The organism is Dermacoccus sp. SAI-028 (genome assembly GCF_004346775.1).
Classification (GTDB): Bacteria; Actinomycetota; Actinomycetes; order Actinomycetales; family Dermatophilaceae; genus Dermacoccus; species Dermacoccus nishinomiyaensis.
The window spans coordinates 369816-393567 of the sequence record NZ_SMFS01000001.1 but is presented as its reverse complement, the minus strand read 5'-3'; the positions used below and the strand labels follow the sequence as shown (position 1 = coordinate 393567).

Annotated in this window: 17 protein-coding genes and 1 tRNA gene; 6 read left to right on the top strand and 12 right to left on the bottom strand. The window is 68.6% G+C overall.

The window, feature by feature from the left end:
- The first annotated feature begins 2 nt into the window (after positions 1 to 2).
- A tRNA-Gly gene (locus tag EDC82_RS01855) sits at positions 3 to 76 on the top strand.
- A gap of 44 nt (positions 77 to 120) precedes the next feature.
- On the opposite strand, the gene EDC82_RS01850 is transcribed toward EDC82_RS01855, so the two are convergent.
- Positions 121 to 636 carry a Fur family transcriptional regulator gene (locus EDC82_RS01850; RefSeq protein WP_235006069.1) on the bottom strand — a complete coding sequence of 172 codons (516 nt, stop codon included), beginning with the start codon at positions 634 to 636 and terminating at the stop codon, positions 121 to 123.
- Positions 637 to 893: 257 nt separating this feature from the next.
- On the opposite strand from EDC82_RS01850, the gene EDC82_RS01845 reads away from it, so the two are divergent.
- Positions 894 to 2741 carry an acyl-CoA dehydrogenase gene (locus tag EDC82_RS01845; RefSeq protein WP_131940417.1) on the top strand — a complete coding sequence of 616 codons (1848 nt, stop codon included), beginning with the start codon at positions 894 to 896 and terminating at the stop codon, positions 2739 to 2741.
- A 164-nt stretch (positions 2742 to 2905) separates the two neighbouring features.
- Here EDC82_RS01845 and EDC82_RS01840 read toward each other — a convergent pair whose 3' ends face one another.
- From EDC82_RS01840 to EDC82_RS01825, 4 genes are all read right to left on the bottom strand, one after another.
- Entirely contained in the window at positions 2906 to 4141 is a 1236-nt protein-coding gene (locus EDC82_RS01840) for an acetate/propionate family kinase (RefSeq protein WP_074039713.1), read from the bottom strand.
- A complete protein-coding gene (gene pta, locus EDC82_RS01835) occupies positions 4138 to 6213 on the bottom strand; it encodes a phosphate acetyltransferase (RefSeq protein ID WP_074039711.1) in 2076 nt (691 codons plus the stop codon). The genes EDC82_RS01840 and pta overlap by 4 nt, the downstream gene beginning before the upstream one ends.
- Before the next feature lie 157 nt (positions 6214 to 6370).
- Positions 6371 to 6814 (bottom strand): type II 3-dehydroquinate dehydratase, encoded by a 444-nt coding sequence (gene aroQ / locus EDC82_RS01830; protein ID WP_074039708.1) that lies wholly within the window; start codon positions 6812 to 6814, stop codon positions 6371 to 6373.
- 87 nt (positions 6815 to 6901) lie between these two features.
- Positions 6902 to 8284 carry an MFS transporter gene (locus tag EDC82_RS01825; protein ID WP_074039706.1) on the bottom strand — a complete coding sequence of 461 codons (1383 nt, stop codon included), beginning with the start codon at positions 8282 to 8284 and terminating at the stop codon, positions 6902 to 6904.
- A gap of 149 nt (positions 8285 to 8433) precedes the next feature.
- Between EDC82_RS01825 and EDC82_RS01820 the strand changes: the two genes are divergently transcribed.
- A complete protein-coding gene (locus EDC82_RS01820) occupies positions 8434 to 8796 on the top strand; it encodes a nuclear transport factor 2 family protein (RefSeq protein ID WP_074039704.1) in 363 nt (120 codons plus the stop codon).
- A 156-nt stretch (positions 8797 to 8952) separates the two neighbouring features.
- Here the strand turns inward: EDC82_RS01820 and EDC82_RS01815 are convergent, their stop codons facing one another.
- The 3 genes from EDC82_RS01815 to EDC82_RS01800 form a co-directional block, all read right to left on the bottom strand.
- The gene (locus EDC82_RS01815; protein WP_115297108.1) at positions 8953 to 10863 is read right to left on the bottom strand and encodes an NHL domain-containing thioredoxin family protein; all 1911 of its coding nucleotides are present in this window, start codon (positions 10861 to 10863) and stop codon (positions 8953 to 8955) included.
- Between the two features lie 654 nt (positions 10864 to 11517).
- Complete coding sequence (locus EDC82_RS14825) at positions 11518 to 12543, bottom strand: nitrilase-related carbon-nitrogen hydrolase (RefSeq protein ID WP_006947062.1); 1026 nt, start codon at positions 12541 to 12543, stop codon at positions 11518 to 11520.
- A gap of 2 nt (positions 12544 to 12545) precedes the next feature.
- Complete coding sequence (locus tag EDC82_RS01800) at positions 12546 to 14726, bottom strand: cytochrome c oxidase assembly protein (protein WP_131940415.1); 2181 nt, start codon at positions 14724 to 14726, stop codon at positions 12546 to 12548.
- 213 nt (positions 14727 to 14939) lie between these two features.
- On the opposite strand from EDC82_RS01800, the gene EDC82_RS01795 reads away from it, so the two are divergent.
- From EDC82_RS01795 to EDC82_RS01785, 3 genes are all read left to right on the top strand, one after another.
- Complete coding sequence (locus EDC82_RS01795; RefSeq protein WP_115296637.1) at positions 14940 to 15431, top strand: MarR family winged helix-turn-helix transcriptional regulator; 492 nt, start codon at positions 14940 to 14942, stop codon at positions 15429 to 15431.
- A gap of 18 nt (positions 15432 to 15449) precedes the next feature.
- Positions 15450 to 17351, top strand: a complete 1902-nt coding sequence (locus tag EDC82_RS01790) for an MDR family MFS transporter (protein ID WP_131940413.1) — start codon at positions 15450 to 15452, stop codon at positions 17349 to 17351.
- A 136-nt stretch (positions 17352 to 17487) separates the two neighbouring features.
- Positions 17488 to 18567, top strand: a complete 1080-nt coding sequence (locus EDC82_RS01785) for a hypothetical protein (RefSeq protein WP_131940411.1) — start codon at positions 17488 to 17490, stop codon at positions 18565 to 18567.
- Positions 18568 to 18612: 45 nt separating this feature from the next.
- Here EDC82_RS01785 and EDC82_RS01780 read toward each other — a convergent pair whose 3' ends face one another.
- The 4 genes from EDC82_RS01780 to hisC all read right to left on the bottom strand — a co-directional run bounded on the left by EDC82_RS01780 (position 18613) and on the right by hisC (position 23706).
- Positions 18613 to 20079, bottom strand: coding sequence for a dihydrolipoamide acetyltransferase family protein (locus EDC82_RS01780; RefSeq protein WP_131940409.1), 1467 nt, complete (start codon positions 20077 to 20079; stop codon positions 18613 to 18615).
- A 14-nt stretch (positions 20080 to 20093) separates the two neighbouring features.
- Positions 20094 to 21134 (bottom strand): alpha-ketoacid dehydrogenase subunit beta, encoded by a 1041-nt coding sequence (locus tag EDC82_RS01775; RefSeq protein WP_082740533.1) that lies wholly within the window; start codon positions 21132 to 21134, stop codon positions 20094 to 20096.
- Complete coding sequence (locus EDC82_RS01770) at positions 21131 to 22348, bottom strand: thiamine pyrophosphate-dependent dehydrogenase E1 component subunit alpha (RefSeq protein WP_311200781.1); 1218 nt, start codon at positions 22346 to 22348, stop codon at positions 21131 to 21133. The genes EDC82_RS01775 and EDC82_RS01770 overlap by 4 nt, the downstream gene beginning before the upstream one ends.
- 251 nt (positions 22349 to 22599) lie before the next feature.
- Positions 22600 to 23706 (bottom strand): histidinol-phosphate transaminase, encoded by a 1107-nt coding sequence (hisC, locus tag EDC82_RS01765; protein ID WP_038566667.1) that lies wholly within the window; start codon positions 23704 to 23706, stop codon positions 22600 to 22602.
- Positions 23707 to 23752 lie beyond the last annotated feature (46 nt).

Here is a 23752-nt window from a genome sequence, read left to right as displayed (position 1 = left end):
TCGCGAGTGTAGTTCAATGGTAGAACATCAGCTTCCCAAGCTGAATACGCGAGTTCGATTCTCGTCACTCGCTCCAAGCATGTGAAAGGGGCCGGATCCGATGGGATCCGGCCCCTTTCGTCATTCTTGCTCGGCCTCGCCGGGACGCGAGGTCGGCTGTGGCTCCTTCGAGCACTGCGCACACCGCCCCAGCAGCGCCCCGTGCTCGGCGTCGAGCGTGAACCCCGTCAGCTCCTTGATTCTTGCGGCGAGTGGCGCGAACTCGGCCACGTCGACGTCGACGAAGCGCCCGCACGTGTCGCACTGCAGGTGCGCGTGGGCGTGAGGCTCGGCCACGTGCCCGGTGACCTCGTGCCCGGCGGCATCGCCCTCCCCCGACTCCCCATCCGATGCACCAACATCGGCCTTCGCCCCCTCACGCGCCACGTCGGCCGCCAGGTGGTAGATCGTCGCGCCGCCCGGAACGTGGGTGTGCGTGACGATGTCAGCGTCGACGAGAGCCTGCAGCGAGCGGTAGATCGTCGCGCGGTGGATACCCGGTTCGACCTCGTCGACGAGCGCCGCGACGGCATCGGCGTCGATGTGACCCGGTTCGCGGCTCAACACGTCGAGGACGGCTCGTCGTCCAGGCGTCACGCGTTCTCCGCGCGCCCGCAGTCGCGCTAGCGCTGCGTCGCGGCGTGTTTCGCTCGGGATCGCGCCCGCGGGCACGTCAGCGTTCGCTGCAGCACCACGTGCGTCAGGGCTTCGAGGGGTCATGCCTCCATCGTCCGGGCTCCCCACCGGCGAGGCAAACCGAGCACTCAGCACAACCTCGCGTACTCATGAGTAGACTTACCGGCGAGTAGCGCCTGGACCATCGCGCTGCACCCCTACCGATCTCGGAGGACATCTTGTCTCACTACAAGAGCAACGTTCGCGACCTTGAGTTCAACCTCTTCGAGGTCTTCAACCGTCAGGACGTGCTGGGCACCGGCATCTACGAGGACGTCGACGTCGACGTCGCGAAGGACATCATCGGCCAGGTCGCGAAGCTCGCCGAGGGTGACCTCGCGGCGAGCCTCATCGACTCCGACCGCAACCCCCCGGTCTACGACCCGGAGACCAAGTCGGTCACGATGCCGGAGTCGTTCAAGAAGTCGTACAAGTCGTACATCGACGCCGGCTGGGGCATGCTCGACGCCCCCGTCGAGCTCGACGGCATGAAGGTGCCGCCGTCCGTGCGCTGGTCGCTCGCCGAACTCGTCTGCGGCGCCAACCCGGCCGTCCACATGTTCTCCGCGAGCTACGCGTTCGCGTCGCTGCTGTACTTCATGGGCAACGACGAGCAGAAGAAGCTCGCCAAGCACATCGTCGACGGTGGCTGGCACTGCACGATGGTGCTGACCGAGCCCGACGCCGGTTCTGACGTCGGCGCCGGCCGCACGAAGGCCACGCAGAACGACGACGGCACGTGGAACATCACGGGCGTCAAGCGCTTCATCACCTCGGCCGAGTCGGACATGGTCGACAACGTCGTCCACTTCGTCCTCGCCCGCCCTGAGGGCGCCGGCCCCGGCACGAAGGGCCTGTCGCTGTTCATCGTCCCGAAGTTCCACGTCGACCTCGAGACGGGTGAGCTCGGCGAGCGCAACGGCGCATACGTGACGAACGTCGAGGACAAGATGGGCCTCAAGGTCTCCACGACCTGCGAGGTGACGTTCGGTGACGGTGCACCCGCCGTCGGCACGCTGCTCGGCGACGTCCACGACGGCATCGCACAGATGTTCAAGGTCATCGAGAACGCCCGCATGTTCGTCGGCACGAAGGCGATCGCGACGCTGTCGACCGGCTACCTCAACGCGCTCGAGTACGCCAAGGAGCGCGTCCAGGGTGCCGACATGACGACGCCGCAGAAGGACGCGCCGCGCGTCACGATCACGCACCACCCGGACGTGCGCCGCAGCCTCATGCTGCAGAAGGCCTACGCCGAGGGTCTGCGTTCGCTCGTCATGTACACCGCGTGCCAGCAGGACGTCGTCGACCAGGCGACGAAGGGCAACCCGGCCGCCGAGCTCGAGGAGGGCAGCCCCGCCGAGATGGCGGCGCGCCTCAACGACCTGCTGCTGCCCATCGTCAAGGGCGTCGGTTCGGAGCGCGCGTGGGTGCTGCTCGGCACCGAGTCGCTGCAGACGTACGGCGGGTCGGGCTTCCTCAAGGAGTACCCGCTCGAGCAGTACGTGCGTGACGCAAAGATCGACACGCTCTACGAAGGCACGACGGCCATCCAGGGCCTCGACTTCTTCTTCCGCAAGATCGTCAAGGATCAGGGTGTCGCCCTCGGCATGCTGCAGAAGGAGATCGAGACGACGATCGGCCAGGCTCCCGAGGCCCTCAAGCGTGAGGCGGGTCTGCTCGCGCAGGCCGCGACGGACCTCAAGGACATGGGTGAGTTCATGTTCGGAGCCGCGATGGGTTCGCTCGAGAAGCCGACCGAGGCGTACAAGATCGGCCTGACGTCGACGCGTCTGCTGCTCGCTGCGGGCGACGTCGTCATCGGCTGGCTGCTGCTGCGGGCCGCCATCGTCGCGCAGGCCCGCCTCGAGGCGGGCGACGCCGGCAAGGACACCGACTTCTACACCGGCAAGGTTGCCGCGGCGCAGTTCTTCGCGCGCACCGTGCTGCCGCGCATGGCGTCGGAGAAGGCCATCACCATCGCCGAGGACGGCTCGCTCATGGACGTCCCGGAGAGCGCTTTCTGATCTGACCTCACCGGTCTCGACCAGAACCGCTGCGGCCCGGCTCCCTCACGAAGGGAGCCGGGCCGCAGCGATTCCGCGACGCCCCACATGACGCGTAGACGCACGATGTGGGGAGGCGCACCGCGACCCACTCGGTGCGCAACTGCAGCGAATGGGGGCGCGCGTCAGGCGTCGATCGCCGCCACCGCGTGACGCGCGATGGCAAGCTCTTCGTTCGTCGGGACGACGCACACGGTCACAGGCGATCCTGCCGCGGAGATGATGCGCGCGTCATGATCGTCGGCGCTGTTGGCGGCTGCGTCGAACGTCACGCCGAGCCACCCGAGACGGCGGCACACGGCCTCGCGGATGGCGGCGTTGTTCTCGCCGACGCCGGCGGTGAACGTGATGACGTCGACGCCCTCGAGCGCCGCCGCGTACGCGCCGATGTACTTGACGAGCCGGTGCACGTAGACGTCGAATGCGAGCTGCGCCGTCTCGTCACCGTCGTCGACGCGCCGCATGAGGTCGCGGAAGTCGCCTGACCCCGTCAGTCCGAGGATGCCCGACTTCTTGTTGAGCAGCGTGTCGATCTCGTCGACGCCGAGCCCCGCGACACGGTTGAGGTGCAGGACGACGGCCGGGTCCATGTCGCCACCACGCGTGCCCATGACGAGGCCCTCGAGCGGCGTCATGCCCATCGACGTGTCGACGGCGCGGCCCCCGTCGATCGCCGAGATCGACGCGCCGTTGCCGAGATGGCAGATGATCTGCTTGAACCCCTCGACGGGACGTTCGAGAAACTGTGCGACCCGCGCCGAGACGTACTCGTGCGACGTGCCGTGGAAGCCGTAGCGACGGATGGCGTGCTCCTTCGCGAGCTTCGCGTCGATCGCGTAGGTGTACGCGGAGGCGGGCAACGTCGAGAAGAACCCGGTGTCGAACACGGCGACCTGCGGCAGGTCGGGAAAGATGCGCCGAGCCGCCTCGATGCCGAGCGCGTGCGCCGGATTGTGCAGCGGCGCAAGGGTTCCGAGGCGTTTGATCTCGTCGAGCACGTAGTCGGTGATCATCTCGGGGCCCGTGAAGTTGCGCCCGCCGTGCACGACGCGGTGACCCACGACGACGACGTCCGCGTCCTCGATCGGCAACCCCGTCTCGGCCATGACCTTCGTCATCTCCTCGAGGGCGACGCCGTGGTCGGCCATGTCGACGTCGTGCGTCGTCTTCTCGCTGCGGTACTCGTGCGTGATCGTGCCGCCCGAGTCGCCGACGCGCTCGGCGAGGCCCTTGACGACGAACTCCCCCGTCACCGGGTCGACGATCTGGTACTTGAGCGAACTCGACCCCGCGTTGATGACGAGGACGTTGCCGGCCCCGCCGTCCCGCTCGCTGCTCGGCGCCTGCGCCACGTCGTTCATGCCTTCTCCTCCTGCGCCTGCACGGCCGTGATGGCGATGGTGTTGACGATGTCCTCGACGAGCGCGCCGCGCGACAGGTCGTTGACGGGCTTGTTGAGCCCCTGCAGCACCGGGCCCATGGCGACGGCACCCGCCGAGCGCTGCACGGCCTTGTACGTGTTGTTGCCGGTGTTGAGGTCGGGGAAGATCAACACCGTCGCGCGCCCTGCGACGGGCGAGTCGGGCATCTTCGACTTCGCGACGCTCGGTTCGACGGCCGCGTCGTACTGGATCGGCCCGTCGACGGCGAGTTCCGGCGCGCGCTCGTGCACGAGTTCGGTTGCGGCCCGCACCTTCTCGACGTCGGCGCCGCTGCCGGAGGTGCCCGTCGAGTACGACAGCATCGCGACGCGCGGCTCGATGCCGAACGCCGACGCCGTCTTCGCCGAACTGATCGCGATGTCGGCGAGTTGCTCGGCGTTCGGGTCGGGGTTGACGGCGCAGTCACCGTAGACGAGCACCTGATCGGCGAGCGCCATGAGGAACACGGAGCTGACGATGTCCGCGTCGGGCGCCGTCTTGATGATCTCGAAGCTCGGCTTGATCGTGTGCGCCGTCGTGTGCGCTGCGCCGCTCACCATGCCGTCGGCGAGCCCGAGGTGGACCATCATCGTGCCGAAGTACGACACGTCCTGCACCGTCTCGCGGGCCAGCTCGATCGTCACGCCCTTCTCCTTGCGGATCTCGGCGTACTCGGCGGCGAACTTCTCGACGAGCTCCTCGTCGTGCGGGGAGACGATCGAGGCGGACGAGATGTCGAGGCCGTTGCTGCTCGCGAGCGCCTTGATCTGCGTCTCGTCACCGAGGATCGTCAGTTGCGCGATGCCGCCGCGCAGCACCTCGTCGGCAGCCTTGAGGATGCGCAGATCGTCACCCTCGGGCAGGACGATGTGCTTGCGGGCGCTGCGCGCGCGATCGAGCAGACGGTGGCCGAACATCAGTGGCGTGACGGCGGCCGCCTCGTCGATGTCGATGGCGGCGAGGAGGCCGTCGGCGTCGATGGCTTCGCCGAACGCACGCAGCGCCGTCTGCTTCTTCACGACACTGCCGGAGCTGAGGGCGCTGCGCGTGCGCGCCAGGGCTGCCGTCGTCTCGAAGGTGCCCGAATCTGTCACGAGGATCGGCACGTCGAGCTTCGTGCCGTCGAGCAGCTGCTGCACGCTCTCCGGCGGGCGATAACCGCCCGTCAGGACGATGGCGGCGAGCCCGGGGAACGTGCCGGACTGATGCGCGAGGACGAGCCCGGGCAGGATGTCGTAGCGGTCGCCGGGGGCGATGACGGTGACGTCCTCGACGAGGCGCGTCAGCACGTTCGGCAGTGACATCGCAGCGACGACGAACCCGCGCGACTCGCGCTGCAGCCACTCAGGATTGCCGCGCCACAGCTCGGCCCCGGCGGCTTCTGCGAGCGCCGCGACGGTGGGTGCGACGAGCAGGGGCACCTCGGGAATGACGCCGGCGACGGGCACCGAGGCCGTCTCGGCGTCCTTCGTCAGGGCGAGGCGGATGCCGGTGACGTCCCCGCTCGTGGCGCGGTTGACGACGATCGCGACGGGCGTCGCGTGCCTCGCGCGCAACTGTTCGCAACCCATGACGGCGACCTGCGCGATCTGCTCGGGGGTGCGCTCGCGCCCGTGGACGACGAGGACGACGGGCGCGCCGAGGTTCGCGGCGACCATGGCATTGATCTCGGCTTCGCGGCCGGTCGAGACGTCCGCGAAGTCGCTGCCGAGCACCATGACGAGATCGGCGTCGGCGGACACCTCGTCAAAACGGGCCAGGATCGTTGCGAGCGAGCCCGACTCGTCATCGTGCATCTGGTCGTAGGTGACGCCGAGCGCGTCGTCGTAGGCCTGGTCGACGGCCGGGTGCGACAGCAGCAGGTCGACGACCTTGTCGCGGGAGCTGGTGGCAACGGGCCGGAAGATCGCGATGCGCCCGGCCTGGCGCGAGAGGAGGTCGAGCAGCCCGTAGGCCACGGTGGACTTGCCGGTTTCACCTTCGGCTGAGGTGACGAAGACACTGCGCGTCATGGTTTCCACCCTAGGCGAGAGCGGTGACAACCCGTCCGCGACCTTGGTCCTGTGCGTCGGGCGACGCGTCCGCCCGAGTCAGCCGTGCGGCGGTACCGATCACCACGCCCGACGAATGTGGAGAAAATGGCAGATGTGGACAGGAATCGCAGATGGGTCAGCGGGTCGCGGCGAGCGCAGCCAGGCGGCGCAGCGCAAACTCGTAGCCCTGGACACCACACCCGACGATGACGGCCACCGCCTTGTCGCTCAAGTACGAGTGGTGGCGAAACGCCTCGCGCGCATGGACGTTCGAGATGTGCACCTCGACGAACGGCGCCTCGAAACTCGCGAGAGCATCCCGGATGGCGACACTCGTGTGCGTGTACGCCCCCGCGTTGATGACGATGCCCGCGCTGTCGTGACGGATGCGCTGGATCTCGTCGACGAGCGCCCCCTCGTGGTTGCTCTGGAAGCACTCGACGCCGAACCCCAGCTCATCACCGACCCGCACGGCGAGCGTCTCGACGTCAGCGAGGGTGTCGGCACCGTAGATCGACGGTTCGCGCTCACCGAGCAGGTTGAGGTTCGGGCCGTTGAGGACGTGCAGCGTGCGAGTCATGGGCCCATTGTCGTCGGGTTCGGGCGACGGATCCAGGTGGTGCCCCGGTGGGCCCCGGTGGTGGTTCCGCGGCGCCTCGGGCATCCGTCACACCGCGTCCGCGCTACGCCCCGTGCTGCGGTGACCGAGCACCCCCACCGTCACGACGAGCAAGCCCATCGCGACGGCAACGATGACGAACACCGGTGTACTGCCGTGGTCTTCGAGCACCGGCAGCAGGATGAACGGCAGGAACGCCGTGACGAGCTTGCTCAACGAGTACGCCGCGCCGGCAGCCGTGCCACGGATCGCCGTCGGGTACGAATCGGCGAGATACACGTGGTACGCGTTCGAGAACAGGTTCGACGCGCACGAGTACAGGAAGCCGGCGGCGATGATCTGAGCCGTCGACGACGCGAATCCGAACCACAGGCCGAAGATCGCCATGAGCGTCGCCGTCGCCATGACGAGGTACTTGCGCTCGATGCGCTCGACGATCGGCACGGCCAGCAGCGACCCGAGCGGGTAGCCGAGGTAGCTGAGCGCGACGAACAGCAGCGAACTCGTGACGCTGTAGCCCTTCGCGACGAGGACGAGCGGCGCCACTGTCCCGAAGCCGTAGTAGCCGAACACCTCGAGGGCCGACAGCAGCCACAACATGATCGTGCGCTTCGTGTACGGCGCCTTGAACAGCGACGCCATCGAGACCTGACGGGACGCGACGGGCGTGAGCGACGCGTCCGGCTCGGCGAGGGTGTGGCCCTCGGCGCGCGCGGCGTCCTCGAACTCGCGCGTGATCGCGTCGGCCTCGTCGTGACGGCCCTGCGCCTCGAGCCAGCGTGGCGACTCGGGCAACCCGGTACGCACGGCCCACACGACGATCGAGCCGATCGCGCCGAAGACGAACAGCCAGCGCCATCCGTCGATGCCGAACGGCGTCATCGGCACGAGCCAGCGCGCGAGGAAGCCGACCGTCGGCACCCCGAGGAAGCTGATCGTGTACGCCCACGAGATGAACTGCCCGCGCTTGTTCTTCGGCAGGATGTCGGACAGGTAGGAGTCGCCGAGCGCGTACTCGCCGCCGATGCCGATGCCCGCGAAGAACCGCGTGATGACGAGCCACGCCGCGTTCGGGCTGAACGCGCCCGCGAGCGAGAACGCCGAGTAGAGCGCGAGGTTGACCATGAACGCCTTGCGCCGCCCGATGCGGTCGGCGAGGCGCCCCATGAACAGCGCCCCGATGAACTGCCCGATGAACGCCGACGCGAGCACCCACTTGAGCACGTCGCCCTTCAGCGCGAAGTCTTCCTTCAGCACAGCGGCGATCGTCGAGGCGAGAAAATTCTCGTACGCGTCGAAGAACAACCCGAGGCCGATGACGCCCGTGGCGAGCAGATGCTTGCGTGTGATCGGGAGCCGGTCGAGGCGTGCGGCGACCGACGTCCCCGTCGCGGATGCCACCGACGCATTGGGCAGCGATGCTTCTGTCATCGCGGCAGCCTAGCCGCGGTGAGACTCGCGCACTAGGTTGAGGCCAGACAGCGATACACGGCATGCGGTCGGCTCGGGCCGACGGCATGGCGGTGGCGACGGACGGACGATGCTCGGCCGCCACACCCACGTGACGAGAGGACACCCGAATGCAGCGCGAATCCCGCGACGCTCACATCCGCCGCTACTACGAGGTCGTCGACGCCGGCGACGTCGAGGGCGTGCTCGACATCTCCACCGACGACGCCACCTACTGCCGCCCCGGATACGAACCCATGGCCGGCCGCGAGGCGCTGCGGGCGTTCTACTCGGGCGATCGCGTCATCGAATCGGGGCGCCACAGCGTCACGTCACTGCTCATCGACGGCGACGAGGCGTTCGTGCGCGGCGAGTTCAACGGGGTGCTCAAGGACGGCAGCGACGCGCACCTCGAGTTCGCCGACTTCTTCCGCTTCGGCGCCGACGATCGCATCGCCTACCGCCAGACGTACTTCTACGCTCCGCTCGTCTGACGCCGGGGCACGCTTCGAAGGGGTGCTGACGTCACGTCGGCGGAGCATCGATTCCTCGACGTGCTGAACACCGCCCGTGCGGGCGCACTGCCTGAGAGCGGCGACCCCGCATCGCCGAGTTGCAGCTCCCGGGGCCGGCAAGAGCAGACGTGATCGTCAGACGCCGCGCAGGTCGAGCGTCAGCGTGCGGGGGCCGTCGCCGGTGATGACGAGGGGGATGCCCCAATCCTGTTGGTAAAGATGGCAGGCGGCGTGCTCGGGCACCTCGCCGGTGTCGGGGTCGCCGTCGCAGGCGGCTGCGCGGACGCTGACGTGCAGGATGGCCGAGCCGACGCTCTCGTCGATCGTCAGCGTGCGCGTGAGCCCCTGCTGCTTGCGCGCTCCGTCGCGTAGGAACGCCTCGGGAGAGCTGCTCACCTGCAGCATCGTCGGGTCGCCGTAACGGTGGTCGAGTTTCTGCCCCGCCGGCGGCGTGAACGTGACGACGAGTTCCACTGCGCCCGAGGCGATCTCGCTCGGCGGGCGCTGCGTCTGCTGCGCATCGCCCTCGATGCGTTGCGCTTCGGCGGTCAGCGCCACCGGCGTCAGACGATGGGCGTTCGACTCGACGACGAGCAGGTGTGCATCAGCGTCCACCTCCCCCGGGACGACGATGACGTCGCTCGGTTCGGCCAGGCCCGTGGCGAGCGTCGTCACCTCGCCGCTCGACGGGTCGAAGCGCCGAATCGCGCCGTTGTACGTGTCGGCGACGGCGACGGATCCGTCGGGTAGTTCCGTGACACCGAGGGGATGCTGCAGCAGCGCCGCGTCAGCCGCGCCGTCGACGTGGCCGAAGTCGAACAACCCTTGCCCGACGTGGGTGGTCACCTCGAAACCCTCGTCGCTCACGCTGAGGCTGCGCAAGGCACTCGTCTCGGAGTCGGCGACCCAGACGTGTGAGCCGTCCGCGCTCGTCGCGAGACCGCTGGGCTGCGCGAACCAGGCGTCGTGGGCGGCGCCGTCGCGGATCCCCTCGTTGCTCGTGCCTGCGAGCACGGCGACGGTGTTGAGCTCGGGGCTCTCGCCCAGATGCAGCGCCCACAGCTGGTGCGTGCCCGCCATCGCGATGATGACGCGGTCGTGCCACCACGCGAGATCCCACGGCGTCGACAGCGCCTGACGCAGCGCCGGGCCGCCGCCGTCACGTTCGCGCAGCTGCTCGCCTGTGCCCGCGACGGTGCGAATCCGCCCGTCACTCAACCGAATCGCCTTGATCTCGTGGTTGACGCTGTCCGCGACGAGCAGGTCGTCGCCGGTGCGTGCGCGAGCCTCTTCGGGAAGGAGCAACAGCCCCTGTGGTTCGTTGAACACCCCCGGGCCGCCGTAGCGCGCGAGCTCCGTCTCGCCGTCCTCGGCGAGGTGCACGACCTGGTGGTGCGCGGTGTCGCTGACGAAGAAACCCCCGCTCGTCAGGTGCTCCCCGGCACCCGCGGAAGAGGCGGCGTCGTCCGCGCTCTGACGGCCCGTGGGCTGCGCCTGCACCGGGCGCGCCGGCGCGGTGATGACCTTTCCCGGGAAACGCAGCAACGTCTCGGGGGCAGGCGGCGCGACGTACGGACCGTCACCGCGACGCAGCGTCCCCTTGGTCGTGTGCTCGGCGATGAGGTCGTCGATGAGCACGCTCAATCCGTGCGCGTGTCCTTCACCGGACATCGACGCGACGATGTAGCCCTCCGGGTCGAGGACGACGAGCGTCGGCCACGCGCGCGCCGCGTACGCCTGCCACGTCGTGAGGTCGGGGTCGTCGAGGACGGGGTGGTGCACCGCGTACCGCTCGACGGCGGCTTCGAGGGCATCGCGATCGGCCTCGTGCTCGAACTTCGGCGAGTGCACGCCGATGAGGACGAGCTGGTCGCCGTATTTCTCCTCGAGCGGGCGCAATTCATCGAGCACGTGGAGACAGTTGATGCAGCAGAACGTCCAGAAGTCGAGGACGACGACCTTGCCGCGCAGGCTCGTCAGCGTGATGTCGGCGCCGCCGGTGTTGAGCCAGCCCCGCCCTGTCAGTTCCGGCGCCCGAAGTTTCATGACCGCCACCCTACGCGCCCGATCTTGCGTCACGAACGCATGCAATACCGCGCGTTCACGACGCAAGATCAGCGGCTGCACCGGCCAAGGCTGACTCACGTCGCCGAGCACGTCGCCGATCAACACCTGACGCTTGAGCTTGGGCAGCAGCCGCAGGGCGTGCATCATCGCCTCGGGCCGCGCCATTCGTCGTTGCGCCACCATGCTGAGGACGGTCGCCGCCGCACGATCACTGCGCAGCCATGACGCCAACCGCGCAGGCCTGCCAGCATCACCGCCTCTCGCCGTCAGCCCAGGCGGAATTGCCGGCGTTGAGCACGGCGGCCAAGATGGGTGATCGTTCGTCTCACCACCCAGCTGCGAGCACGTGCACCGCCTGTGTCCCGTGCACGCGGAATCGCCCCGCGACCACGTGCGTCCGGATCTGATGACGCGTGATGCCCAGCTGACGCAGTTGCCCCCCGCGAGACCACCCCGAACGTCGCGGACGCCAGTTCACAGGCGTGGGCGTCGGCGTGGGTCGTCTGCGCTGAAGTCACCCTCCGAGGGTGCCCGGATCGGGGTGGCGCGCGCTGAGGCCCTGTGGGCAGCCGGATGTTGTGTCATGAACGCACGGTGTGGCGCGCGTTCATGACGCAACATCCGGGGCGGCGGTCAGAGGCGACGGTCGCTCAGGACGGGGAAGGCCTCGCGGGTCGCGGCGACGTCGTCGAGGTCGATGTCGAGGGTGATGGTGCGTTCGCCGCGCCCGGCTTCGGCGAGCACCTCACCGGTCGGCGAGACGATGGCCGAGTTGCCGCCCATCTCCGTACCGGCGTGCGTGCCGGCGGTGTTGCAGGCGATGACGAACACCTGGTTCTCGATGGCGCGAGCCTGCAGCAGCGTGCGCCACGCCGCGATGCGCGCAGCCGGCCAAGCGGCAGGGATGACGAACACCTGGGCGCCCGCGTCGACCTGCTTGCGGTACAACTCGGGAAAACGCAGGTCGTAGCACGTCGACAGACCAACCTTGACGTGGCCGTCGGGCGCAGCCGCACCACCCCTCGCATCGTCGGCGACACTCGCGGCGGGGGCATCGTCCACCTCGCTGGAGGTGCTCATGTCGCCGTCGAGGTTGACCCCCGCCAGTTCGGCGCCCATCGCCCATTCGCTCTGTGACGCCTCGACGCAGGCCTCGGGGTTCGCCGGGTCGCAGACGGCGCCGTCGTCGGCTGCGACTTCGGCGGCCATGGCGCCACCGGCCCTGTCACCCAGCGCCAGGTCGAGGACGATGACCTCCTCGCCGGCTTCTAGCAGTTTGGGTTCGCCGTTGCCGAAGCCAAATCGGTGGATCTTGCGGTAGGTGCCGACGAGGTCGCCGTCACGGTCGAACATCAGCGAGGTGTTCCACAGCCCGCGCCCCTCGGGGCCCTTCTCGCCGGGCTTCTCGATGATCGAGCCGGCGTGAACGAATGCGCCGACGTTCGCCGCGGCCTCTGACAACGCCCGCGCGACGGTCCCTTCGACGCTCTGCGCCTTCTCGTTCCACGCCGGGTAGTCGAAACCTCCGGCGCTCCACAGTTCCGGCAGCACGACGAGGTCGGCGCCCTTCTGCGACTCGACGAGCGACGCGACGCGTTCGATGCGCGCCCCCATCGGCTCCGAATCGGTGTACGCAAGCTGGATGACGGCGACGCGCATGGCTACTCCTTGTCGATGCCCCCGACGGTGACGCGGCCGGATTCGGCGCGCCCGGAGGGCTGCTCGGGACGTTCGTCGTGCTCACCCTCGACCGTAGTCGACGACGATGCTTCCGTCGTGCTCGACGACATCTGACGGGCCGGTTCTTCACCCTCCGCCTGACCGGGGGACGCAGCCTGACCACCCTGACCACCCCGCGAGGCGAGGTAGGCGTTGTAGGCCTTGAGCTCAGCGTCACCGTCGCGTTCGGCACGACGCTCCGCGCGCTGACCCTCGATGCGGTCGGATCGGTACCACTGCGCGGCGACGACCATGGCGAGCAAGAATGTCGGGCCCTCACCGGAGCCCCACGTGATCGTTCCGGCGGCCTGCTGGTCGCGCAGCGGATCCGAGACGTAGTGCAGGGCGGTGAAGAACGAGGGCGCGAGCAACGTGCTACCCGTCATCATCGCGACACCGAAGAATGCGTGGAACGTGATCGTGATGAGCAGCACGAGCAGCCGCAGCGGCGCCGGCCACTTCTTGGGGCCGGGGTCGATGCCGATCAGGGCCCACGCGAACAGGTAGCCACTGACGAGGAAGTGGATGTTCATGAGGATGTGTCCGGTGTGCGTGCGCAGCGCCAGCTCGAAGAACGGCGTGTAGTAGAAGACGATGAGGCTGACGAAGAACAGGGCCGAGCTGACAGCAGGGTTGGCGACGACGTTGAGGTAACGGCTGTGCACGACCGACAGCAGCACCTCGCGCGGTCCGCGTGTGCCGTCGGAGCGCTTGGGCCATGCCCGCAGCATGAGGGTGACGGGCGCGGCCATGACGAGCAGGATCGGCACCGTCATCGAGATGGCCATGTGTCCGGCCATGTGGACGCTCATCATGACGCGCCCGTAGACCCCGGCGCCGCTGTCGATCGTCACGATGAACACGAGCCAAGCGAGCACCCACAGGATCGTGCGGTGGATCGGCCAGCGGTCGCCGCGGCGGTGCAGGCGCACAGCCCAGCGCACGTACTGGACGATGGCGATGACGGCGAACGTCGTCATCAGCCACTCGATGCGCCACTGCGAGAAGAAGTTCGCGGGCGTCAGAGCGGGCGGCGCCGGGTATCCGGTGAGCGCGACGACCGGGTCGGCGCTCTCGACGACCTGCCCTGACGGCGGCGCGGAACGCGCGAGCGCCGCAGCGAGGCCCATCGTCACGCCCATGACGAGCGCCTCGACGAGGGCGAGCCGGGCGAACAGCGCCTTGCTGGGCCGGTCGCTCGCGTCACGTTCGAGGACGGCGACGACACGGCGTCGCTGCATGAGCCCGAGCGCGCCGAGCACGACGAGGCACAGTGCCTTCGCGACGATGACGAGGCCGTAGCGCGTCGTCACGTACTGGCTGAGGTCGGGTACGCGCAGCGTCGAGGCGAGCACGCCGGAGAAAGCGACGAAGCCGACGCACCACGTCGCGACGCTCGAGTAGCGCCGCACCGACGCCGCCGCGGCCTTGCCGAGGCGGCCCCACATGACGCCGAGGGCGATGATGCCGCCCACCCAGAGCGTCACGGGGACGAGGTGCATGATGAGCGAGTCGACAGCCGTCTCGTGATCGCTCGAACCGGCGGCGTGGCCGCTCAACGCGATCGGCCACAGCGCGAGCAGACCGAGTGCCGTCATCCATGCCAGGCTCGTGCGCGAGGAGTGCCACCAGCAGGCCACCGCGATGACGAGCGCCGCGATCGCCGTCAGCATCGGGTTGCGCAGGATCTCCAGCTGCCACGTGTTGCTCCACCACTGACCCGTGTACCCGCGCGAACCGACGGGGATGCCGGCCAGGTCGCCGTAGCTGAGGTAGCTGACGACGAGGGTCGCGCCGAACCACAGGGCTGCGCTGATCGAGGCCCAGCGCCCGATGCGCGCGACCCGCATCGTCTTGTGGCCCTCGGCGACGAGGAACGCACCGAGCCCGGTGAAGCCGATGGTCGCCGCCATCGCGACGTCCGCCGCGGGCTTGAACAGAGCGATGCCCCAGCGCACGATCGCGCCGGCGTCGAGCAGCTGCTGCGGCTTGCTCGCCCCGGTGAACACGACGGCGCCGGCTGCTACGGCGACCGCGAGCGCCATCGCAGCCGCGAGCAGACGCCCGCCACCGAGCGGCCCTGTGGGGGCAGACGGGGTGGGTTTCGTGGCGCTCGAACTCATGCGCCCAGCCTACGTGGGCCCGGTGACAACCCCTCGCGCCACCCGATCCCCGCACGTCCGGCGTCGTCATGCCCGACAGGGCCCGCGCGGCCCGGCGACCCATCCATCCATCCGATCGAGCGCACCCCAATAAATTTGCTTGCATGGCACAACCAAACATATAGTTGTGCAGCCCAAGCATTCTTGGGCACTCCCTCCCCTCAAGGAACCGAAGTGACCGTCGACCTCCCCGTCGCACGCGACATCGCGACATCCTTCGTCGGGGCCGCGAAGGCGATGAGCGCGCACAAGCGCAAGTTGCCACGACCCCACCCGCACGCCGACCACGGCGCGCTGCCCCTGCTCTACGCCCTCGAGGCGGAGCCGCTGCGCGTCTCGGCCCTCGCCGACATCGTCCACTCCGACGTCTCGACGGTCAGTCGCCAGGTGAGCGCACTCACCGACGGCGGCCTCGTCACCAAGATCTGTGATCCGCAGGACGGTCGCGCGCAACTCGTCACCCTGACGCCCGACGCGCGCGAACTCGTCAGCACACTGCGCGAGGATCGCGCCGCGTGGATGCAGAACCTGCTCACCGACTGGAGCACCGCGGAAGCCCGCGAGTTCCAGCACCTGCTGCTCAAGTTCACCGCATCGCTCGATGCCTACCAGGGCGGCTGCATGCCCCGCGCCGGGCAACCCACTCCCCTCCGTCCCCCAGCCTGAACGTCGAAAGGCACCCTCTTGTCTGCACAGACCGCTGCGCCACCCGCGCAGCAATCGAGCTCGGCAGAGCTCTCGCACGGCCAGATCATGACGATCCTCGCGGGTCTCATGATGGGCATGTTCCTGGCCGCACTCGACCAGACGATCGTCTCCACCGCCATCCGCACCATCGGTGACGACCTGCACGGCCTCTCCGCGCAGGCCTGGGTGACGACGGCCTACCTCATCACCTCGACCATCGCGACCCCGCTGTACGGCAAGCTCTCCGACATCTTCGGCCGCCGCGGGTTCTACCTGTTCGCGATCGTCATCTTCGTCATCGGCTCGCTCGCATGCTCATTCGCGAACAGCATGTACATGCTTGCCGCGTTCCGCGCCATCCAGGGCATCGGCGCCGGTGGCCTCATGTCGCTGGCCCTCGCGATCATCGGTGACATCCTGCCGCCGCGCGAACGCGCCAAGTACCAGGGTTACTTCCTCGCCGTCTTCGCGACGAGCTCCGTCCTCGGCCCCGTCATCGGTGGCTTCTTCGCCGAGCAGGACCACATCCTGGGTCTCACCGGCTGGCGCTGGGTCTTCCTCATCAACGTGCCGATCGGCATCGTCGCCTTCCTCGTCGTCGCCCGCACCCTGCACCTCGAGCACACGCGTCAGGACCACCGCATCGACTACTGGGGCGCCGTCGCGCTCACGGTCGGCCTCGTGCCGCTGCTGACCGTCGCCGAGCAGGGACGCACGTGGGGCTGGGGTTCGGGCAAGTCGATCGCCTGCTTCGCCATCGGCATCCTCGGCCTCATCGCTTTCGTCCTCGCCGAGGCGAAGATGAAGGACGAGGCCCTCATCCCGCTGCGCATCTTCCGCCACCGTGCCGTGACGGTCACCGTCGTCGCCTCCGTCATCATCGGCATGGCGATGTTCGGCGCCATGATGATGCTGCCGCTCTACATGCAGATCGTGCACAACGCCTCCCCGATGAAGTCGGGCCTCATGATGCTGCCGCTCGTCGCCGGCATGATGACGGCCTCCATCACAGCCGGCCAGTTGACGGCTCATACGGGTCGCGTGCGCGAGTTCCCGATCATCGGCACCGCCATCGTCACCGTCGGCATGTTCCTGCTGCACACGATCAGCGCCGACACGCCGCTGTGGCAGGTCATGGTGTTCATGGCCATCGTCGGCATCGGCCTCGGCAACTGCATGCAGGCGCTGACGCTCATCGTGCAGAACGCCGTCAGCCCCCGCGAGATCGGCATGGCCACCTCGTCCGCCACGTTCTTCCGTCAGATCGGTGGAACCGTCGGCGTCGCCATCTTCTTGTCGATGCTGTTCTCGACGGTGGGCGGCAACATCAAGACGAACCTCACCGACGAGGCGAAGACGCCCGCGTTCCAGCAGGCCCTCAAGAGCGGTCTCGCCGACAAGGAGCTCATGAAGGACGAGCACGCCTACGGCATCCTGCAGAGCCTGGCGAACCCGAAGTCCGGCGGCGGCGCCCTGAACAACGTGAGCGAGGACTCCTCCGTCATCGCTCGCCTGCCGAAGGCTGTTGCTCACCCGTTCGAGGCAGGCTTCGCGCAGTCGATGGACCACGTGTTCCTGCTCGCCTCAGGCATCGCACTGCTCGGTTTCATCACCCTGCTGTTCCTGCCGAAGATCGAGTTGCGCAAGCAATCGGCGATGGCCGCGGCCGCGGCCGCGGCGCAGGACAAGTCGAACGCCGCGCTCGCCGCTGACGGTGGCGCGGCACGTCGCGCCGACACCGCAGCCGACGGTGGCGTGGACGCAGGTTCGACGCCCGCCGACGAGACGCACGATGACGTGAGCGACGCCGTCGCCGCCGCCATCGCGCGCGTCGAAGCGCGCAAGCACGGCGAGCAGGTCGATCACTCGGTCGCTCGTCACGCGTCCCACGACGAGTGACGGCTGCTCGCGACGCACGCTGAGTGATGCCCACCCCGACCTGTTCGGGGTGGGCATCACTCGTCTTCGGCGCACCCGATGTTTGAATGGGCGGTTCATGGTCGGCGCCGCACGACGGGCCGAGGGAGGGACAGGCATGGAGCACTGGCAGCTCGATCACCCCGAACGCGGAACGTTGGAGGCCTACGCCGGGTCGGCTGACGAACTCCGTACCGTCGACCCGGGATTCACACCCGGCGCACCGGATCCCGGCCGCGACGATGACGGCACGGGCGCGTCGCCGGTGGGCGACGAGGGGCACGGGGTCAAAGAATCTTCGACGGGTGCGCCGGTCATCACGCCGGCCGGTGCCAGTCGCGCCCGCGGCAGCACCCGCCGCCGGGCAGGCGAGCGTCTGCCCCTCTCGCCGGGGCGAAACGAGAAGCTGCGCACCCACCTCGGCCTCGACGATGAGTGGGCGCGCCCAGGGCTCGTGCTCATGCGTGACGGGGTGGTGTTCGCCCGCCGCCGCAGCATCGGCAACGTCAAGATCCGCCTCATGCGTTCCACACCCGACGGGCACTTCACCGAGCACACCCAGGCGACGGAGAAGCCGCGCGTCGAGGTGAGCGTCAACCCGGTGCGCGGGTACGTCATGGACGTCCAGCTGCGCGACGACGGCGGGGTCACCGCCTTCGATGCGCCGGTGGGTTCGATGGCGGCACACCGGTACGCCGCGATGGATTCGTCGCCGCTCAAGCGGGTGCTTTACCCGATCCTCGGCGGGCTCGGCAAGAGTGGATGGGCGGTCAGCGTGCTCGTCCTCGGTCCCCTCGTCGCGCGATTGCTCGCGTGGATCTTCGGCCCGATCATCGCGTGGATGGCATCACTCGTGCCGGACATCGACTGGCCCGAGATCCCATGGCCGAGCGTCTCGTGGCCCTCGGTCGACCTGCCGTCGATCCCGTGGCCCAGGCTGCCGTCGTGGACCCCACCGGGCTGGCTCGCATGGTTGCTCGAGCACCCGAAGGTGTGGGTACCCATCGTCGCGGCCGCGTTCTGGGGCGTCACCGCGAATCGCAACCGCAGACGCTCGGAGCGCAAGAAGGCCGAGTGGGCCAAGCGTCACGCCTACGCGCGCCTCGCGGCCGATCTGCACACCCTCCACGACTCACGCACCGAGGACGCTCAGGGCGCAGCTGAGTCACTTCGTGCCACGCGAGTCCGTCAGGACTGACGCAGGTGGCACGCGTGACTCAGCCGGCCGAACGAGGGAGCGAAATCAGCCCCAGAGCATCGCCTTCGCGGGGTTCTCGAGGATCTGGCCGACGGTCGACAGATACCGCGAACCGACGTCGCCGTCGATGATGCGGTGGTCGAAGCTCAAGGACAGCTGGGCGATCTGGCGGATCACCATCTCCTGCTCGCCGCGCTCGTTCTCGACGACCCACGGCATCGGACGCACCGTGCCGATGGCGAGGATGCCGCTCTCACCGGGCTTGATGATCGGCGTGCCCGAATCGACGCCGAAGACACCGATGTTCGAGATCGTGAACGTGCCGCCGTTGAGGATGGCCGGGCTCGGCTTGCCGTGGCGTGCGATCTCGACGAGCTTCGCGATCTCACGCCCCAGGTCGCCGAGGCCGAAGCGGCCGGCGTCCTTGACGTTCGGCACGAGCAGCCCACGGTCGGTGGCCGCGGCGATGCCGAGGTTCACCTCGGAACGAATGACGATCTCGCCGTTCGCGTCGTCCCACAGTGCGTTCATCATCGGCTCACGCTGCATCGCGATGAGGCACGCCTTCGCGACGACGAGCAGCGGCGTCACCTTGATGTCCTTGAGCTCGCGCATGCCCTGCAGTTCGCGGACGAACTCCATCGTGCGCGTCATGTCGACGGTGAGGAACTCCGTGACGTGCGGCGCCGTGAACGCGCTGCTCACCATGGCCTGCGCCGTCACCTTGCGCACGCCCTTGATCGGGATGCGCTCGTCGCTCAGACCGGCCGGGGCCGGAGCGGCAGCCGTCGGCTTGTCGGGGCGCACCGACGGGGCACTGGCCGCAGCCTTCGCGACGGTGTCCGCACTCGGCGCTGGTGGGGCGCTCGACGCGACGGTCGGCGTCGACATCGCCGCGGGCGCGTTTGAACCCCCGGCCTTCTTCACGTCGTCCCGAGTGACGACGCCGTCCTCTCGCGAGGGTTCGACAGTATCGATGTCGACGCCCTGCTGCTTCGCGAACCCGCGCGTCGCGGGGGCGGCGAGCGTGCCGCCACCCGACGCGCCGCCACCGGCTCCACGGCCGCGACGAGCGCGGCGCGTCGAGCTCGACGGCGTCGGGCCGTAGCCGACGAGCGTCTTCTGCTGCGGCTCGTCATCCGACTCGCCGGTCTCGGCGGGCGCGACGTCGGCCGCCGTCTGCATCTCGGCCGCGACCTCGCCACCGTCAGCAGCTCCGGAAACGTCATTGGCGGCACCGGCAGCGCCACCGTCCGCAGGTGCTGTATCGCCGCCGACGTCGATCGTGACGATCGGCGTGCCGACCTCGACCGTCTCGCCCTCGGGTACGAGGATCGATGCGACCCTCCCGGCCCACGGGATGGGCAGTTCGACGAGCGACTTCGCCGTCTCGATCTCGAGGACGACCTGGTTGACGTCGACGGTGTCGCCTGCGGCGACGTGCCACGTCACGATCTCGGCCTCGACGAGCCCTTCACCGGGGTCGGGCAGGGTGAACTCTTGAATGGCCATGTTCGGCGGTACTCCTAGAAGCTGAAGGACGCGTCGACGGCGTCGAGGATGCGGTCGAGCCCGGGCAGGTATTCGCGCTCGTGGCGGCTCGGCGGGTAGGGGATGTCATAGCCGGTGACGCGTTGCACGGGCGCTTCGAGCGAATAGAAGCAGCGCTCCTGCAGGAGCGCTGCCAGCTCGGCGCCCACGCCGTACGAGCGTGCGGCCTCGTGCACGATGACGGCGCGGCCCGTCTTGCGCACGGACTCGCAGATCGTCTCCTCGTCGATCGGCGACAGCGTGCGCAGGTCGATGACCTCGAGCGAGCGACCATCCGCCTCGGCGGCCGCGGCGACGTCGAGACACGTGCGCACCATCGGGCCGTACGCGAGCAGCGTCAGGTCGGCGCCCTCGCGCAGCACCTCGGCCTCGAAGAGGCCGCGAGCGGGGCCGGCGGCGAGGTCGAGCTGGTCGGGGCTGGGCTCGTGGTAGCGGCGCTTGGGCTCGAAGAAGATGACCGGGTCGTCGCAGTCGATCGCCTGACGCATCATCCAGTACGCGTCGACGGGGCGCGAGCAGACCACGACGCGCAGGCCGGCGGTGTGCGCGAAGTACGCCTCGTTCGACTCGCTGTGGTGCTCGACGGCGCCGATGCCGCCGCCGAACGGGATGCGGATGACCATGGGCAGCTTGACGGCGCCCTCGGTGCGGTTGTGCACCTTGGAGACCTGGCTGACGATCTGGTCGAACGCCGGGTACACGAACCCGTCGAACTGGATCTCGACGATCGGGCGGTACCCGCGCATCGCGAGGCCGACGGCCGAACCGACGATGCCGGATTCGGCCAGCGGCGGGTCGATGACGCGCTCGCCGAACTCCTTCTTCAACCCGTCGGTCAGGCGGAAGACGCCGCCGAGCTCGCCGACGTCCTCACCGATGACGACGACCTTGTCGTCGGCCGCCATCGCGTCGTGCATCGCCGCGTTGAGCGCCTTGGCAAGGGAGAGCTTCGGGGCCTTCTTGGGTTTCGCGGCCTTCTCGGCGCCGGGGGCCGTGCTCGTGGTAGCGCCGCTCATGCTGCATCGTCCTCGAAGGAGGCGAGGTAGGCCGCGAACTCGTCGCGCTGAGCGGTGAGCTGGTCGTCCATGACCGTGTAGGCGTGGTCGAACATCGCCGTCATCTCCGGGTCGGGCATCTCGAGGCACGAGCGGCGCCACTCGGCGGCGAGCTCCTTCGCCTCGGCGTCGACGTCGTCGAAGAACGCCGCGTCGGCGTGGTTCTCGAGCTCGAGCAGCGAACGCAGGCGCGCGATCGGATCCTTTGCCTTCCACGCCTCGACGTGCGCCGAGTCGCGGTAGCGCGACGGGTCGTCGGACGTCGTGTGCGCGCCCATGCGGTAGGTGAACGCCTCGACGAGCGTCGGGCCGAGCCCGCTGCGCGCGTTGTCGAGGCTGCGACGGGTGACGGCGTACGTCGCGAGGACGTCGTTGCCGTCGGTGCGCACGCCGGGGAAGCCGAAGCCGTCAGCGCGCTTGTAGGGCGGGATGATGAACTGACGCGTGTTCGGCTCGCTGATCGCCCAGCCGTTGTTCTGGATGAAGAAGACCATCGGCGAGTGGTTGACGGCCGCGTAGACCATCGCCTCGTTGAAGTCGCCCTGGCTCGTGCCGCCGTCGCCGGTGAATGCCATGACGGCCGCGTCGACGTTCACGTCCCCCGTGCCGACGACACCGTCGAGGCGCAGGCCCATGGCATAGCCGACGGCGTTGAGCATCTGGTTGCCGATGACGATCGTCGAGGTGTTGAAGTTGTGCTTGCGCGGGTCGTGGCCGCCGTGCGTGACGCCGCGGTAGAGCGCGAAGACCTGGCTCGGCTGGATGCCGCGGCAGAACGCGACGCCGTGCTCGCGGTAGCCGGGGAAGCCGTAGTCCTGCTCGCGCAGCGCGTGGCCGGCGGCGACCTGGGCGGCCTCCTGGCCGAGCAGCTGCGGCCACAGGCCGAGCTCGCCCTGGCGCTGCAGGCTGTAGCCCTCGATGTCGAATCGGCGCACCAGCACCATGTCGCGGTACATCGCGCGCACCTCTTCGGCCGTGATGGCCTTGAGCGCTTCCATGTAGGGCTCATTGACGCTCGTCATCGGCGAGCGGGTGCCGTTGGGTGCGATGAGCTGCACCATGTCGGGGCCGCCGTCGGTGATGTCCGGCTTGCCGTCGAGGGCATGACCGGCCACGTGCGTCACCCCATCGAGGTGCGCTGCGTGATTGGTGCGCGAAGCGTCGGGAATCGTCATCGTTTCCTCCTTGCGCGACGTCGCCCTGAGTGCGGGGCGCGAGGCGTTCGGGGGTGACGTCACGGAGTGCGGGACGCCACCACAGGGCTTGTGACGCAGGTCACGCCACCTAGGAGACGCTACCTGGCTACCGACGAGTAATTCGCATCCGAACGACGGTTTCTTCGGCCAGGTTCACAGTCGTATCGAGGCGCGAAACCCCCGTCTCACGATGTGATCGGCATCACTCGAATCTAGCCCGCAGAGACGACTCACCCCGCGTAGAAGCGCGTCACGACGTCGATGAGACGGTCGTTGGCCTCGACCTCGGCGATCGTGCAGCGCACGCCGTCACCGTCGAAGGGGCGCACGACGAGTCCGTTCTCGTCCGCGAAGGCGGCGAACTCGAGTGCCCGCTCGCCGAGCGGCAGCCACACGAAGTTGGCCTGCGTGTCGGGGATGTCGACGCCCGCCTCGCCCAGGGCGTCGACGACGCGTCGACGCTCAGCGACGAGGGAGACGACGCGCTCCTGCAGTTCGTCGAACGCTGCGATGCTGGCGATGGCGGCCTTCTGCGCCATGTCACTCACGCCGAACGGGGTGGCCGCCTTGCGCAGCGCCGTCGTGATGCGCGGGCGCGCCAACGCGTAACCGACGCGCAGCCCCGCGAGGCCGTAGGCCTTGGAGAAGGTCCGCAGGACGACGACGTTGGGAAACTCGCGGTAGATGGCGAGCGCGTCCGGCGCATCGTCCGCGACGACGAACTCGAGGTAAGCCTCGTCGAGCACGACGAGCAGATCCTCCGGCAGCGACCGCAGGAACGCGCGCAACTCGTCAGCACGCACGCTCGGGCCCGTCGGATTGTTGGGTGTGCAGACGATGAGCAGCCGCGTGCGATCGGTGACGGCAGCCGCCATCGCATCGAGGTCGTGCCGCGCGTCGGCGTCGAGCGGCACCTGCACCGAGCGCGCCCCCGCGAGCGCGACGACGATCGGGTACGCCTCGAACGAGCGCCACGCGTAGACGACCTCGTCGCCCGGCTCGCACGTGATCTGGATGAGGGAGGCGAGGACGCCCACCGAGCCCGTGCCGAAGCTCACCTCGTCGGCGCTCACACCCACCCGCTGCGCCAGGGCGTGCGTCAGCTCCGACGACGCCATGTCCGGGTAACGGTTCATCGTCGTCGCGGCCTCGCGCACGATGTCGAGCACGGACGGCAGCGGCGGGTACGGGTTCTCGTTGCTGGAGATCTTGAACACACTCGTGACGCCGCGCTCGGAATCCTCCGCGGCCATGGCCGCCGGCCTGCCCGGCTTGTATCCCGGCACGGAGTCGAGGGTGGTGCGCAGACGGACGGGGGTCTCCAGCGATTCGCTCATGCTCCCAGCCTAGGCCGCGCGAGGTTTCCAGATGCTCCTCATCGTT

Excerpts from the sequence above, each read along its gene's own strand:
- EDC82_RS01840 (WP_074039713.1), bottom strand. The coding sequence starts at position 4,141 with ATGAACGACGTGGCGCAGGCGCCGAGCAGCGAGCGGGACGGCGGGGCC.
- pta (WP_074039711.1), bottom strand. The coding sequence starts at position 6,213 with ATGACGCGCAGTGTCTTCGTCACCTCAGCCGAAGGTGAAACCGGCAAG.
- aroQ (WP_074039708.1), bottom strand. The coding sequence starts at position 6,814 with ATGACTCGCACGCTGCACGTCCTCAACGGCCCGAACCTCAACCTGCTC.
- EDC82_RS01825 (WP_074039706.1), bottom strand. The coding sequence starts at position 8,284 with ATGACAGAAGCATCGCTGCCCAATGCGTCGGTGGCATCCGCGACGGGG.
- EDC82_RS01820 (WP_074039704.1), top strand. The coding sequence starts at position 8,434 with ATGCAGCGCGAATCCCGCGACGCTCACATCCGCCGCTACTACGAGGTC.
- EDC82_RS01815 (WP_115297108.1), bottom strand. The coding sequence starts at position 10,863 with ATGAAACTTCGGGCGCCGGAACTGACAGGGCGGGGCTGGCTCAACACC.
- EDC82_RS14825 (WP_006947062.1), bottom strand. The coding sequence starts at position 12,543 with ATGCGCGTCGCCGTCATCCAGCTTGCGTACACCGATTCGGAGCCGATG.
- EDC82_RS01800 (WP_131940415.1), bottom strand. The coding sequence starts at position 14,726 with ATGAGTTCGAGCGCCACGAAACCCACCCCGTCTGCCCCCACAGGGCCG.
- EDC82_RS01785 (WP_131940411.1), top strand. The coding sequence starts at position 17,488 with ATGGAGCACTGGCAGCTCGATCACCCCGAACGCGGAACGTTGGAGGCC.
- EDC82_RS01780 (WP_131940409.1), bottom strand. The coding sequence starts at position 20,079 with ATGGCCATTCAAGAGTTCACCCTGCCCGACCCCGGTGAAGGGCTCGTC.
- EDC82_RS01775 (WP_082740533.1), bottom strand. The coding sequence starts at position 21,134 with ATGAGCGGCGCTACCACGAGCACGGCCCCCGGCGCCGAGAAGGCCGCG.
- EDC82_RS01770 (WP_311200781.1), bottom strand. The coding sequence starts at position 22,348 with ATGACGATTCCCGACGCTTCGCGCACCAATCACGCAGCGCACCTCGAT.
- hisC (WP_038566667.1), bottom strand. The coding sequence starts at position 23,706 with ATGAGCGAATCGCTGGAGACCCCCGTCCGTCTGCGCACCACCCTCGAC.